The organism is Arthrobacter sp. BF1, assembly GCF_056680215.1.
The window spans coordinates 1,909,277-1,923,091 of record NZ_CM155271.1 but is presented as its reverse complement, the minus strand read 5'-3'; the positions used below and the strand labels follow the sequence as shown (position 1 = coordinate 1,923,091).

Annotated in this window: 15 protein-coding genes; 9 read left to right on the top strand and 6 right to left on the bottom strand. The window is 65.0% G+C overall.

From position 1 onward, the window contains the following. Positions 1–8: 8 nt before the first annotated feature. Positions 9–1,397: a sigma 54-interacting transcriptional regulator gene (locus tag AC1MCD_RS08985; RefSeq protein ID WP_498677764.1), complete on the bottom strand. Its 1,389-nt coding sequence runs from the start codon at positions 1,395–1,397 to the stop codon at positions 9–11. A gap of 92 nt (positions 1,398–1,489) precedes the next feature. Here AC1MCD_RS08985 and AC1MCD_RS08980 point away from each other — a divergent pair, with 92 nt between their 5' ends. From AC1MCD_RS08980 to AC1MCD_RS08970, 3 genes are all read left to right on the top strand, one after another. Then, positions 1,490–2,161, top strand: coding sequence for an MSMEG_4193 family putative phosphomutase (locus tag AC1MCD_RS08980; protein ID WP_498677762.1), 672 nt, complete (start codon positions 1,490–1,492; stop codon positions 2,159–2,161). Between the two features lie 31 nt (positions 2,162–2,192). Further along, positions 2,193–2,894 (top strand): SCO1664 family protein, encoded by a 702-nt coding sequence (locus AC1MCD_RS08975; protein WP_498677761.1) that lies wholly within the window; start codon positions 2,193–2,195, stop codon positions 2,892–2,894. Between the two features lie 132 nt (positions 2,895–3,026). Then, positions 3,027–3,824, top strand: coding sequence for a phosphatase PAP2 family protein (locus AC1MCD_RS08970; RefSeq protein WP_498677759.1), 798 nt, complete (start codon positions 3,027–3,029; stop codon positions 3,822–3,824). A 29-nt stretch (positions 3,825–3,853) separates the two neighbouring features. Here AC1MCD_RS08970 and AC1MCD_RS08965 read toward each other — a convergent pair whose 3' ends face one another. Together AC1MCD_RS08965 and AC1MCD_RS08960 are read right to left on the bottom strand one after the other, a co-directional pair. Continuing rightward, positions 3,854–4,513, bottom strand: coding sequence for a cyclodeaminase/cyclohydrolase family protein (locus AC1MCD_RS08965; protein WP_498677757.1), 660 nt, complete (start codon positions 4,511–4,513; stop codon positions 3,854–3,856). 25 nt (positions 4,514–4,538) lie between these two features. After that, positions 4,539–5,294, bottom strand: a complete 756-nt coding sequence (locus AC1MCD_RS08960) for a ZIP family metal transporter (protein ID WP_498677755.1) — start codon at positions 5,292–5,294, stop codon at positions 4,539–4,541. A 106-nt stretch (positions 5,295–5,400) separates the two neighbouring features. Between AC1MCD_RS08960 and arfB the strand changes: the two genes are divergently transcribed. Then, complete coding sequence (arfB, locus tag AC1MCD_RS08955) at positions 5,401–5,823, top strand: alternative ribosome rescue aminoacyl-tRNA hydrolase ArfB (protein ID WP_498678257.1); 423 nt, start codon at positions 5,401–5,403, stop codon at positions 5,821–5,823. Between the two features lie 8 nt (positions 5,824–5,831). Here arfB and AC1MCD_RS08950 read toward each other — a convergent pair whose 3' ends face one another. Beyond that, positions 5,832–6,161 carry an MFS transporter gene (locus AC1MCD_RS08950; protein ID WP_498677754.1) on the bottom strand — a complete coding sequence of 110 codons (330 nt, stop codon included), beginning with the start codon at positions 6,159–6,161 and terminating at the stop codon, positions 5,832–5,834. Positions 6,162–6,456: 295 nt separating this feature from the next. Here AC1MCD_RS08950 and AC1MCD_RS08945 point away from each other — a divergent pair, with 295 nt between their 5' ends. Then, positions 6,457–6,699: a hypothetical protein gene (locus tag AC1MCD_RS08945; RefSeq protein ID WP_498677752.1), complete on the top strand. Its 243-nt coding sequence runs from the start codon at positions 6,457–6,459 to the stop codon at positions 6,697–6,699. 20 nt (positions 6,700–6,719) lie between these two features. On the opposite strand, the gene AC1MCD_RS08940 is transcribed toward AC1MCD_RS08945, so the two are convergent. Further along, the gene (locus tag AC1MCD_RS08940; RefSeq protein ID WP_498677750.1) at positions 6,720–7,397 is read right to left on the bottom strand and encodes an AfsR/SARP family transcriptional regulator; all 678 of its coding nucleotides are present in this window, start codon (positions 7,395–7,397) and stop codon (positions 6,720–6,722) included. 151 nt (positions 7,398–7,548) lie between these two features. Between AC1MCD_RS08940 and AC1MCD_RS08935 the strand changes: the two genes are divergently transcribed. After that, complete coding sequence (locus tag AC1MCD_RS08935; RefSeq protein WP_498677748.1) at positions 7,549–8,388, top strand: DNA/RNA non-specific endonuclease; 840 nt, start codon at positions 7,549–7,551, stop codon at positions 8,386–8,388. A gap of 75 nt (positions 8,389–8,463) precedes the next feature. On the opposite strand, the gene AC1MCD_RS08930 is transcribed toward AC1MCD_RS08935, so the two are convergent. Then, positions 8,464–10,200, bottom strand: coding sequence for a M4 family metallopeptidase (locus AC1MCD_RS08930; RefSeq protein ID WP_498677746.1), 1,737 nt, complete (start codon positions 10,198–10,200; stop codon positions 8,464–8,466). A 214-nt stretch (positions 10,201–10,414) separates the two neighbouring features. Here AC1MCD_RS08930 and AC1MCD_RS08925 point away from each other — a divergent pair, with 214 nt between their 5' ends. The 3 genes from AC1MCD_RS08925 to AC1MCD_RS08915 are packed head-to-tail and all read left to right on the top strand — an operon-like array spanning position 10,415 to position 13,799. Then, positions 10,415–12,181, top strand: a complete 1,767-nt coding sequence (locus tag AC1MCD_RS08925) for a M20/M25/M40 family metallo-hydrolase (RefSeq protein ID WP_498677744.1) — start codon at positions 10,415–10,417, stop codon at positions 12,179–12,181. A gap of 13 nt (positions 12,182–12,194) precedes the next feature. Then, positions 12,195–13,421 carry a zinc metalloprotease gene (locus tag AC1MCD_RS08920; protein WP_498677742.1) on the top strand — a complete coding sequence of 409 codons (1,227 nt, stop codon included), beginning with the start codon at positions 12,195–12,197 and terminating at the stop codon, positions 13,419–13,421. Positions 13,422–13,457: 36 nt separating this feature from the next. Continuing rightward, complete coding sequence (locus AC1MCD_RS08915) at positions 13,458–13,799, top strand: hypothetical protein (RefSeq protein WP_498677740.1); 342 nt, start codon at positions 13,458–13,460, stop codon at positions 13,797–13,799. Positions 13,800–13,815: the final 16 nt, after the last annotated feature.

The following is a 13,815-nucleotide window of genomic DNA, read 5'->3' as shown; positions in this document are numbered from 1 at the left end:
CGGGTTTGCTAGCCGTAGATGGTTTCCTCGTCGTCGGACTCTTTGGAGATCCGCCGGGCGAGGTAGAGGCCTTCGAGGGCGAGTTCGATGGCGGCGGCGCGCTGACCGTCGTTTTGTGCGCCCAGCCTGCCGCTGATCTCGTCGTAAAGGGCTGATCCGTTGAGGGATGGCAGGTTTTCGAGGAACTCGCGGGCGGTGACCTGGTCCCCGGTGGTGACGGTCCGGTGCCCGTCCAGTGCGGCCACAAGTGGTCCAAGGTCCAGGCCCTGGTAGTGCGCCAGCACCGCTTCCGCGGTGGCCGTGCGCAGAAGGTGCTCAAGGACTGCCTCCTCGCGGCCTTCCTCCCCTGATTCAAATTCGATCTTGCCGGTGAGGACTTCGACGGCGGTGTCCAGGTCGATGATCCGCGCTACTGCCTGCTCCTCGCCGCGCACGCTGGCCCGGCGCAGGGCCGCCGCGGCAACCGTTTCGGCACCCGCGATGGCGAACCGTGCCGAGACGCCCGAGGTCTGGTTGACCGCCGGCGACAGCCTCAGTGCGCGGGTGTACCGGGCCAGTATCTCAAGGATGACGGGCGGGACGTCAGCCACGAGCCGGCCCTCCTGCCGGATCACGGAGACCTCGTCCTCCAGCTCCAGGGGGTAGTGGGTGCGGATCTCGGCGCCGAAGCGGTCTTTGAGGGGCGTAATGATCCGGCCGCGGTTGGTGTAGTCCTCCGGGTTCGCGGACGCGACCACCAGCACATCGAGCGGCAGCCGCAGCACGTAGCCGCGGATTTGGATGTCCCGCTCTTCCATCACGTTCAGCATGGACACCTGGATCCGCTCGGCGAGGTCCGGCAGTTCGTTGATGGCGACGATGCCACGGTTGGAACGCGGGATGAGGCCGTAATGGATGGTCTCCGGGTCCCCGAGCCGGCGGCCCTCGGCCACACGCATGGGATCGACGTCGCCGATGAGGTCGGCAACAGAGGTGTCAGGCGTCGCCAGCTTCTCGACGTATCGCTCCGAGCGGTGGCGCCATGCCACCCGCAGGCGGTCCCCTTCGGTCAGGACCTGGGCGCGGGACTGCTCGGTAATCGGTTCGTACGGGTGTTCGTTCAGTTCGGAGCCCTCGATCACCGGCGACCATTCGTCAAGCAGGCCTGCCAGGGTACGGAGGAGCCGCGTCTTGCCCTGCCCACGTTCACCGAGCAGGACGACGTCGTGCCCGGCGATCAGGGCGCGCTCCAGCTGCGGCAGGACAGTCCGGCCGAACCCGTAGATCCCCGGCCAGGGGTCGCGGCCTGCGGCGAGCGCAGCCAGCAGGTTTTCACGGATTTCGAGGCGCAGGTCCTTGCGGGCATGGCCGGCGGCACGCAACTCACCAACGGTGAAAATATCGGGGCGATCACTCACCCCTCTACGGTAGACCCCGAACCAGCGGGGAATCGAGCGATTCCCAAGAATTCCTGCCCGGGGGCGACCGGTGAACGATACGCTGGATCCTGATGATTGCAGCCACTCCAACGGGACAATCGGCCCCGGCGTCGGAACCGCCAGGCACGCTCCTGCTCCTGGTGCGGCACGGTGAGACGCCCACCACCGGCATGGTGCTGCCCGGCCGGGCCGCCGGCCTGCATCTGTCCGACCGGGGCCGCGACCAGGCCGAACGCCTGGCGGACCGCCTCGCCGGCCTGCCCCTTGACGGCATTTACTCCTCGCCGCTCGAACGCGCCTGCGAGACGGCCGCGCCGACAGCCGCCCGCAGCGGGCTGGAAGTGCACGAACATGCCGGCCTGCTCGAGTGCGACTTCGGCGACTGGACGGGTGCCGCGCTCGCGGAACTGGTGGGGCTGCCGCAGTGGCAGACCGTCCAGCACACCCCCTCGGCGTTCCGCTTCCCGAATGGGGAGAGTTTCGTGCAGATGCAGGCACGCATGGTGGGGACGCTGGAGGCGCTCTGCACTGCGCATTCAGGGGGCGTCGTCGTATGTTTTTCGCACGCCGACCCCATCAAGGCAGCCCTCGCCCAGGCGCTGGGCACGCACCTGGACCTGTTCCAGCGGATACTTATCAGCCCCGGCTCGGTGTCGGCCATCTCCTTCATGGAGGGCCGGGCACCGGCGGTGCTGATGGTGAATTCCACCGCCGAACCGCTGAGTGGACTGAGGGCGCCGTGAATGTGGGACCGATGGTGAAAAGGGGCGGCTGGTGCCTGGCAGGGAGCTGACCTTGCTGAGCGAAGGCCGGGTGGAGCTGCTCGGACGGATCCTCCGCAGCAGCAACGAGACGTTCCTCGTCAGGATCTCCAACGGGGCCGACTCCGCACAAGCGGTCTACAAGCCTGAAGCCGGGGAACGCCCGCTCTCCGATTTCGAGCCCGGGCTGTTCCGCCGGGAACGCGCGGCCTATCTGCTTAGTGAGTACCTGGAGTGGGGGCTGGTGCCGACGACGGTGATCCGAGAGGACGCCCCTCTGGGGATCGGTTCGCTGCAGTGGTTCGTCGAGTGCGACTTCCGTGAGCACTACTTCACCCTGTACGCCGACGCACCCGAGACCCACCGTTTCCTGTCCCGGATCGCCCTCTTCGACTACGTCACCAACAACACCGACCGGAAGAGCGGGCACGTGCTGCGCGGTGACGACGGGCGGATCTGGGGCATCGATCACGGGCTGTGCTTCTCCGCGCCCTTCAAGCTGCGGACCGTCATCTGGGACTTCGCGGGCGAACCGATCCCCGGCGCCCTGCTCGAGGACATCATCCCGCTCGCCGAGGCCGTACCCGCCAAGGTGGCCGAACTCCTCGACGACGCCGAGGTTGCAGCACTACAACGCCGGGTTCGGCGGATACTGCATGACGGCGTGCTGCCGGTGGACCATACCGGCATGCGGTATCCGTGGCCGCTGGTGTGAGGGGCGGCTCCGCGATCGGAAAATGACCAACCAAATGCTAAGGTTACTTATTATTTTGGGAATACCGAGCGGAAGGTAGGACGCGTGGCGCCGGAAGACAGGCACGCGCCTCAGGGCGGCGTAGAAGGCGAAGTGCAACACGACCGCTTCATCGGTGGGAATGACCTTACCCGCTGGGACACCCGGCTCGGGCAGTTCCTGGCCTTCGTCGTCGGGCGTGTCAGCCGTATTCTCGGCCCGCACGCAGCGCTGATCCTGACCCTGGCCGTTGGTGCGGCGCTGGCTGTGACACTCACCGCAGTATTTGCGCAGGTCTACGAATCCGTGGTCGAAGCCGACGGTGTCGCCGGCTTGGACCATCCGGTCCTGGATACTGCCAAGACGCTTCGCTCCCCCGCCTTGAATATCATCACGACGGCATACACGGATGTTGGCGGAACCATCGGCATGCCGCTCCTCGCGCTGGCCGTCATGGCAACGTTGGCTGTCCGACGCCGGTCCTGGACCCCTGTGATCCTTATCGTCATTGCCGGCGCCGGGTCATTGCTCATGACCATCGCGGGCAAGTCGCTCATCGGGCGGACCCGGCCCCCGCTGGTCGACGCCGTTCCGCCTTACGAGTACTCGGCATCCTTTCCTAGCGGTCATTCTTTGAACTCTGTGGTCATCGCCGGGATCGTTGCCTACCTGATCATCCTCCGACTGAAGTCGCCGCGTGCCAGGATCATCACAGCGATCCTGGCAGGGCTCTTTGCCTTTACCATCGGTTTGAGCCGGGTATATCTGGGCCACCACTGGCTCACAGACGTCCTCGCCGCGTGGGCACTCGGGGCGGCCTGGCTAGCGTTGGTGATCACAGCGCACAGACTCTACCTCACCGCCCGCACCCGCCGCGCGGGTACGGCTGCAAGCGAACTCGCCCCCAGGTAGGCCCGCTGAACTTCGCCGGAACCCATGGGTCACACGGCGTCCGTCGGGGCGGCGCGGTGATCAATCCCGGCGGTCAGGGTGTCGATGCGCTCAAGCGCGGCGTTGAGCCGCTCGACTGTTTCCCACAGCGCCGGGTGCTGTTCACGGACCTGTTCGAGCGTGCCGCCCGCGGACGTGAGCGCGGCGAGATCGAAACTCACGTTGGTGCGCGCCCCGGTCACCGCTGCCCTGAGGGCACCGAACGCGACGACGACATCCGCTATCAGCGCAGGGTTGCCGTTGGCCGCAAGCCAGCCCAAGTCCCCTATGGCGGCAATGGCCTGATCGCCGAGCACGGCGGATGCCTTCGCTGCCTCGATGGATGCCCGGTGGATGGCCTCCTCGCGCTCCGGTCCACGCTCCAAACCGAACGCGGCGCCGAAGGCCTGGGAAGCCGAGGCGTCCTCGTCCGCAAGCCGAAGCGCAGTCTGGCGAAGCAAACCAGCCCGCTCATGGATGCCAACGAGCTCCGTACGCTGGTGCGGGTCTAGCTCGGTATAGCCGGCCACCATGGACGTCAGCGAAGCGGCGATGGCGAGCATGACTCCTGTCCCGGCGCCGCCGCCAGGCGAGCCGGTGGACTCTGCCAGCGCCCGCGTCCAATCCTCCACCGTCGAGCGTTGGGTAGTTGCGGCCTCAGCATCATCCATGACACTAGTTTGCCCGCTCCTGACCTCAGCCGCCCACGTGATGGATGGTGAGGGCTGTCAGGAAGCCAACGGAGGCCGTGAACCCGGTCAGGTTGTGATGTTCTTCGAAGGCTTCGGGGATCATGGTGTCCGCGAGCATGGCCAGGATTCCCCCGGCGGCAACGGCGGTAATGAAGGCAACAACTTCACCGGATGCGTTCTCCAGCGCTGTGAAGCCGATGAGCGAGGCCAGCCCGGAAAACACGGCAATGCCGGTCCACGTCCCGAAGACGTACACCGGGCTCCTGCCCGCCTTCTTCATCCCGGCGGTGCTGGACAGACCCTCGGGGACGTTGGAGATGAAGACGGCCGCGAGCATGGCCGGGCTGACCGTTCCGGTCGCCACCAGGCCAAGTCCGAGGACCACCGATTCAGGAATCCCGTCAATCAGCGCACCGACCGCGATGGCTGTGCCGCTGCCGGGTGATTCCTGCTCGGAGGGCTGCCGCTCCCCTGACCGCTTCCGGTGCTTCGCCCCACGCCGCGTAAGCAGGATGTTGGAGCCGACAAAGATCAGCGCACCGAGCAGGAATCCGCCCACGGTCGGCAGCAGCCCGCCGCCTTCAACAGCGTCGTCCACCAGTTCGAAGGCAAGGGCGGAGATCAAAACCCCCGCACCGAACGCCATCACCGTGGACACCAACTTCGACGGGATCTTCCAAAGCCAGGCGACACCGGAGCCAATGACCAGCGCGCCGCCGGCAACCGTCCCCCACATGAGCGCCTGGAACCACATCGGCATGACTTCTCCCCTTCAACTGCTGGCAATGCTACTAACAGTGCCTTACGTCGGCGCCGAACCCGGGATGGTGCCGTTGGCGAAGGGCATTTTGTGCAAGGCTGGTGGCATGGATCTGGAGGTGTCGCCCGCGCTCACCATTCCCGCCACGGAACTGGCCTGGCGGTTCTCGCGCTCGTCGGGGCCAGGCGGCCAGCACGTCAACACCACGGACAGCCGGGTGGAACTCTTGTGGAACGTCAGTGACTCGGCGGCGCTCTCAGAAAGCCAGCGGCAGATGCTCCTGGCACGTCTCGGACCACGTCTGATCTCCGGGGTGATCACGGTGACTGCTTCGGAGCAACGGTCCCAGCTGCGCAACCGTGAGATCGCCCTGGCCAAGCTGGCCGAGCTCGTGCAGGTTGCCCTTGCGCCGGCAGGCCCTCGCCGCCGGCCCACCAAACCAACCCGCGGCTCTAAACACCGGCACCTCGCCGCCAAGCAACAGCGGTCAGCAACCAAACAGCAACGACGGCGGCCCAGCGCGGAGTAGCGCGGGTTTCACTCCGCTGCGGCTGCTTCTGCCGGTCCTGCCCAGACCTGTTCCGCAAGCGCGAGGACCAGGCCGAGCGCCGGGTTGTCCGTTGCGAGCATGACGCGCTTGCGGCCGAGGCGGCCACCGAAGTGTCCCATCACCGCCGCGCCGACAGGCCGGGCCACGTAGCCGACGGCAAAAGTGGCAAACGAGGCGATCAGGGCCACGGTGGGGTCGCCCGACGGAAAGAACAGTACGTTGAAAACGAGGGCTGCTGCGGCGCCGTAGACGAAAAAGTCGTAGTACTCGAGCGCGCTGCCAAGGAGTGCGGTGGTGGCCGCTCGGCGGGGCGTCATCGCGGGCGGCGACGTGGTGCTGCTTGTCCTGTGTTTCTCCCTTGAAACAGGCTCATTGGTCAGACTGTGATCCAGACCACTGTCTCTGCATTCAGACTGAGGTGTTTGGCGCAGGACACAGTGTTCCAATGTGAAACAGCCCCTGTCGCCGTCGACGGAAATGTCAGGCCGGCGATCTTGAGCAAACCTTTCGCTTAGCTAGGCCGATTGCTGATTCTTTTGCTGCAGGATCGGGGAAGCCTCAGCGAACTTCCACTCACTGGGAGCCCGCCGAATGAGAGTAGGGTGAAACGCGATGACACAGGACGATCCGCCGTCAGGAGTCTCCGCCGAAAACGAGTCAGACCCGGCAATGGCTGCCTTGGTTATCCGCACGTGGAACGAGCCGGACCAGGCGCCGGGGTTCCGCGCCAGGCTAACCTACAGCCAGGCACCGGACGACGATCCTCGCACCATTTCCACTGCTGATCCGGATGAGGTCCTGAGGTTGGTCCGGCAGTGGCTTAACGCCCGATCGGCGCCACTACGTGATCTCTGAATTCGTCTGGCGGCTGGCCCTCACGACATGTCCGAGACAAGCTGCCGTATGGCCCCCGATGGCACCAGCCCCATGTCCGCTTTCAGTTTCGTTTCGTATTTGTTGAAGGCGCGCAGCGCGGCAGCGTTGTTGCCGCGCTGCCGTTCAGCCTCGATGAGGAGGCCAACGGCACTTTCGTACAGCGGTTCGACTTCCAAAGCCGCCTCCGCGGCCTCGAGGGCGGACTCATAATCACGCCGTAACAGCGATTCGCGGGCAATGATGTGGTACGCGTGGAGCCTGTCCTGCTGCAACCTGCTCTGTTCAAAGAGCACCCAATCGTCATACCAGCCCGGGAGTAGCTCGGAGTTCCGCAGCTGCTGGAGACAGGAAGGGACGTTTCCATTGAGGCCGGCCCGGCTCAGCTCCCGGATTTGGTCCCGGAGCCGGTGCAGGTCCACATCGACACCTTCGCCAAGCGACAGCATGGGCCCGTTGTTGACCAGCAGGCCAGGAACCTGCCGGGAAATGAGATGCAGGGCAACGCGTAGGCTTTCGAGCGCCCTGGACTCGGGGGTCTCCGGCCAGAGCAGACCAACAAGGTAGCTTCGGGTGCGGGGCCCGTTGATGGCCAGCGCTGTGATGAGCCGTTGTTGCCGCACTGCGACATGGACGACGTCGACGTCCCGGCGTAGCTGCCACGACTGAAGCAGCCTCAACTCAAAACCATAGTCGCCATTGCCCATGGGTACCCCCGAAAGATGTAAGAACCACTTTCCGCAGTCCCGAGCGGGCTGTCAATGGCCTTCGTCTTCGGTCAGATTTGTGACCCGTAACACCTGAGTAACGGGGTGCAATTAGGCTGACCCAATGACCACTGACATATCCAGAGAGGCAGCGGCGGGGACCATGGGATACTCGGCTGAGTTTCTGGGGCAGCGGGTGGACCCGCCAACCAGCGACGATGCTTTGCTCGAAGACGCAGTCCGGCTCGACGGCTCGGAGATCATCCCGTACACACACTTCTCGCTGGCGCTCAGCAAGTCCAGGCGCTTCGCCCGCTGGGTCGCCTGGAACATCGACGGCGGGACCCTCAAGAAGATCAACCGCAGCGGCATCCCCTTCATCAAGGACCCGAGAATTCCGGCCGAATTCCAGAGTGGCGACGAGTTGTACAACGCTAACCGCCTCGACCGGGGGCATATCGCCCGCCGGGCCGACTTGTTGTGGGGGCCCTTGCCCGAGGCGAAGAGTGCAAACAGTGACTCGTTCTTCTTCACGAACATCACACCGCAGATGGATGACTTTAACCAAAGCAGCAAGGATGGCGTGTGGGGGCGGCTGGAAGACGCGGTCTTTGCCGACGTTGATGTCCAGGACCTGAGGGTGAGCGCATTCGGCGGGCCGATTTTCCATGATGATGACCGCGTGTACCGGGACACGCGGCTGCCCCGGGAGTACTGGAAGGTCCTCGCCTACGTGGAGCAGGGACAGTTCAAGAACCATGCATTCCTGCTGACCCAGAACCTGAATGTGTTGGAAGCGATCGACTTCGACGAGTTCCGCGCCTTTCAGATCAGCACGGCCGAGTTGGAGGAGCGAACGCACCTGCAGTTCGCGGAGGCGTTGCGCACCGCTGATGCTTTCAGGGCACCCGCAATCAGCGGGGACCGGGAACCGCTCAACAGCGTCGCAGACATTCAGTGGTGAGCAGTCACTTTATGGCATATGCCGGTACACAGCCCCATAGTTGGAAGCCTACCGGGCACCGTCGCTGAGCGCCGTTCAGATGATTCCGACGAGCTGGTAGGCCTTCCGGATTGCGGCGATCTTTTCCGCTTTGTGGAGGTCGCCGCCGAAGTACGTTTGCCCGACGTCGACCACTGACTGCAGTGCCTGAGTAAAGGTGGCGCGTGGCGTCAGACGGGCCATGCCCAGATACGTCAGCACCGCCACGTCTTCGACGCGGAAAACCCTGGCACCGTTTTTGGTCATGGTCAGCAGGTTGTGGACTGCTTTGTTGTGGATGTTGCTGTTGAAGTGGACCCAGCCCTGATCGTTGGACCGGCTTGGCAGCTCGCCCGGGCTCAGCGCGCGGAATTCGTCCATGTGCTTGGGGTGACCGGTGTGGGAGGGGTCGGCGAAGTCCCGGAGGGGGCGTCCGTCAGCCCTGAGCCCGGGGCCGATCTCCCAGTCCCAGGTGGCCACATCGTTCCGGTCCGGTGCCTCGTACCAGTTCTTGATGATGACCCCGGCACAGTCGGCGAAGGATTCGTTGAGCGCCCCGGACTGGGTGGCGTAGACCAGCTGCGAGGTCGTTTCCACCACGCCGTGGGTGAGCTCGTGGCCGATGACGTCCAGGAAGCGCGAGAGGCTGACGAGCCGGCCGTTCTTCTTGATTTGCCCGTACCACATGCGATGGTTGAACCAGAACGCGTTGAGGAGGCTCGGCGGAGCCTGCATGGTCGCTGCCGTGACGTTGACCAGCGAGACGAGGTCCATCCCGTTATCGTCGATCCCCTTGCGCTGCAGGACAACGTTGTAGAAGTCCAGCACCCGGGAGGCGTTCATGTGGGCGGAAACAGCGGCACGGTTCGTGGTGCCATAGTCACTGTCCGGCGCCTCCACCGGGGCGGCAGGGTCGGGAGGATCGTTGTCGATGTCAGCGAACTCCAAGTCGTAAGTGCGGGCCATGCGTCGGGGGTCGTGGAGCCGGCAGGCCGTTCCCGTGGGTGCGACCAACTCCCCGAAGAACGCCTGCTCCTCCTCGTTCTCGTCAATGCCGGTGCACCGGACGGGGATGGGCAGGGCAGTAGGCGCGGCGCTGTAGCAGAAGAGGATCTCGCCGTCGTGTGCGTCCACGAGGTAGTTGAAGCTGGGAGGGACAGGCCGCCTCCCCAAGCCGTGGCCGAGCATCGCCTCGTCGTCGCTGGCGTCATCGTCATTGGCGGGCGGCTCGGCCGGTAGTTCCTGGAGGAACCACGCTAAGTGCCAGGACCCGTCGTCGTCCTTCTTGTAGAAATTGAGCTTCGCACCCACGCCGGCGTCGGGCGGAATCTCCGCGCCGGTAAAGTCGGCCACCCTCGCCAGTGCCTCCGCACGGCTAAGGGATTCCACGGGATCCACCTCAGGGGCTTCTCCGAGCTGCCCGTTGACGCTCACAAGATCCCGCGAGTCCGTGAGCTCCACCAGTGCCATGGCCCCGAAGATCGGGATGTCCCGGTAGGTCTGCGAAAAGCGCAAAGCGTGAGTACCCAAAGCAGGCAAATCCCGTTCACTCTCCACCACCAGGCTGGGGACGCGCTCGGGCCGTTCGGGTTCGGTCAAGGACCGCATACCTTCACGGTGGTCCTGCTGGAGCAGCTGGTCCAAGTAGTATCTCGCCGCCCCCTCATTGCTGTTGAAGGTCAGGGCAGGAGCGTCCTCCGGGCCTGCCGGGGAGCGGCCAAAGGATTCGGGCGAACGCGCCGCCGTGTTGTCTTCCCCTGCCTGGTAGTGAAGGCCCTGCAGTGATTCAGACATCTCCTGCCTCTTCCCATCCGGTCCTGGTGGCTCTTGGCCCGGCACTCGCCGCACCCGATATTCCACCCGCGAGTTTACGGAGGGCGGCGTTACAGGGCCGTTACTCCGGATTTGTAGCGGCAGTAACGCGCCAGTAACGCATCATGATCAAGACTCAGGACGAGGAGGCCGGGTACGGACTCTCCCGTGGTGGGCCCGAATGTGGGAGTCGGTTGTGAAACTCGTCCTGTTCGATCTTGGTGACACGCTTGAGAGCGGTGGTGTCCTCCTGCCCGGCGCCGTGGAGACGCTTGAGGCGATTGCTTCACTCCGCACTGACGGGCAACCGGCAGCCGTGCTGGGTCTCGTGTCAGATTTTGACATGCCGGCCGCACCCTCGGACGTGGGCGCCATCCAGCAGCAGTACTACAGCCTGCTTGACGACCTCGGCATCCGGCAATTCTTCGAGCCCGTCTCGGAGCGCGTCACCTTGTCCACGGAGGTGGGTGTGTTCAAACCGGATCAGGCCGTTTTCCGCGCGGCAGCCTCAAAGGCCGGTCCCGCCGTCGAATTTCGCGACGTACTTTTTGTCACCGAGAACCGCAACCACGTGCTTGCAGCCCGTCGTCTCGGTCTGGAGGCTGTCCACCTCCGCGGGCCGGGCCAGCCGCACGGTGAGATCGACACGCTGGCCGGCGTTGTGCCGCTTGTGCAGGCGTTCCTTGACGCCGGGGAACCGGTGGAGACCATCGTCCTGAACATTCCACCAGGCGGTCAGGACGAGGAGTTGAACCGCCTCCGGGCCGCCAGTGCCAGGTGGACCAGGCTCGGTGACGTACTTGTGGTGCGCTCCCGCGCCGGCCACCCCGGACAGACCACTGCCCGCGGCGGACCCGCTGATTCGGCCGATCGCCTGCTGGTTCCCGAACGGCATCTTCATGTGGTCACCCAGACCGCCCGACTTTTCCAGGCGGACCATCCTGACGTTCGGGTGGTGGTGGACAAGGGCCGTTACCTGGTGGTCGAATTCGATCCTGCCGCGGGCTCCCCCGCCGACGGACCGCATGCGTCCTGTTACCGGGTGAGCCCCCTGCCGGACGACGCCGTGGTGTTTGACCAAAGGGCTGCCGGGTCCGGGCACCCGGGGCAGCCAGCCGCGGAGGTGGGCACCGACGCCGCCGCGCTGTCCCAAACAGCGTTTGAGGACGACGTCGGTACGCTTGCCCGCCTGCGCACGCGCCACTCCCGAAGTACCGAGTTCCTCGGGGCTCTGGAGTGGGCGGAAAACCGGCTGTCCGGACTTGGATATGCCACGCAGATCCAGACCGTGGCGGTGCCTGGCGGCACAAGCCGAAACCTCATTGCTGACCGTCCCGGTGACGGTGCGGATCGTGACCTGGTGCTGGTCACTGCGCATCTGGATTCCGTGAATATCACTGGGTTCTCCGCCGCCGCGCCGGGTGCGGACGACAATGCGTCCGGCAGCGCCGGCGTGCTGGCCATCGCCCGGGCGCTGGCGGGCCGGCCAGCGAAGCATGACCTGCGACTGATCCTGTTCGGAGGCGAAGAACAGGGCCTGTTCGGCAGCACACAATACGTGAGCGGCCTCAACGCGGCGGAACGCGCGCGGATCAGCGCCGTCATCAACATGGACATGATCGCCTGCAAAAATACCGGCACGGCCACGGTGCTGCTGGAGGGGGCACCCGTGTCGAAGGGCATGATCGACGCCCTGGCAGATATTGCGCAGGCGAATACGGCGCTGGCCGTTCAGACCAGCCTCAAGCCATTCAACAGCGACCACGTGCCCTTCATCGATGCGGGCATCCCAGCTGTCCTGACGATCGAAGGGACAGACTCTGCAAACGACCGCGTCCACACTGATCGGGACACCCTCGGGACACTCGACATCAGCCTCGCCCTGGAGATTTTGCAGATGAACGCCATCTTCGTGGCGCAGGCTCTGAACAGCGGCACCAGTATTGCGCAACCCATCAGGTGAAGGAGAACCAGCGATGCATGACACAAACTTAGTGAACCTCCCGGAGCAGCGCGGCCGGGAACTGTGCGGGACCATGGAAGTTCACCGCCGGCTGCTGAACGTGAGCGTCACCTACCAGGAACGCCGTGCCCAGATCGACAACCGTGCGCTGGCATACGAGGCCCGGACACGCGCTATCGCGCGGAGCGGGCTGCTCACCCTTCCGGTCGTCGTCCACGTGGTGCACAATCCGGCTGACCCTGCCCAAGACGTCAGCGTGGCGCAGATCGAAAGCCAAATCGACGTCCTTAACGAGGATTTCCGGGCAACCAACCCTGACGTGACCAAGGTGCCGGGAGTGTGGACTAACCGGGTGGCCGACTGCAATATCGAGTTCCGGCTCGCGTCCCAGGACCCGGACGGTGATCCCACCGACGGCATCACGTGGACCGCCTCCACGGTCCCTTTCTTCACCACCGAACTGGACGACGTCAAATCCAGTTCAACCGGCGGGGCAGACGCCTGGCCCAGCGACGACTACCTGAACCTCTGGGTCTGCCATGACCTCCGTGACTCAATCGGGAGGTCACTGCTCGGCTACGCACAGTTTCCCGGCGGGCCGCCGACCACCGACGGTGTTGTAATCGCGAGCTTCTGCTTCGGCAAAGGCGGAACTGCGCAAGCTCCTTTCGACCTCGGCCGGACCGCGACCCACGAGATTGGCCACTGGTTGGACCTGCGGCACATTTGGGGTGACGACCGCGGCTCATGCAGCGGCAGCGACATGGTGGAAGACACGCCCAACCAGGCCGACGCCACCTTCAACAGTCCAACGTTCCCGCAAATCAGCTGCAACAACGGGCCTGACGGCAACATGTTCATGAACTACATGGACTACACCGATGACGCCGCCATGTTCATGTTCACCGAGGGCCAGTCGAGGCGGATGGACGCATGCCTGGATGGTGCCCGGGCTTCCTTCCTGATGGCACCGGCATTCGCCCTGACTGGCGGCGGGACGGGGGCTGCTCCTGCTGCTCCATCCGCGCCCCCGGCGGCGGCCCCCGCTCCTGCGCTCGCTGGCCAGGCGATGGCCGCGCCAGCACCGGCCGCCCCGGCGCAGGCATCAGGCGACACGGAACTGCTCCGGCTCCGGAAGGAAGTCGAGCAATTGCGCCGGGACAACCGAAAAGCCTTGATGATCCTGGAGGGCCTGCGCGCGGCGCTCAACAGTGACAACGTCAATGCTGCGGGTGGATGATGGGCTAATGATGACACCTGCCGGGCGGTGGAGGCCATGACCGGACCCCCACCGGAGATCACCGGCATGTGGCTGCACTGCCACGAAGAAGATACTGCCTCCGCGATGATCTTCCGCCGCCGCGAATACCCGTTGCCGCCCGCTCGCTGGCGGGATGCAATTGAGTTGCGTCCCGACGGCACCTGCGTCTGGCACGGCAGCAGCCCGGATGACCGGGGGCAGGCCACACCGGGCCGCTGGCAGGATCTTGGAAACGGGCAGGCAGAGATCAGCAGCCTTACGGCCGCGGGCGGTTCCCGCCGCCGGATCGTTCACTCGTGGGCCCCTGACAAGCTGGTGATACAGAAGGAACAGGACTGGCCCACGGCCGGCACGTAAGCGCCGGAGGTTCCCG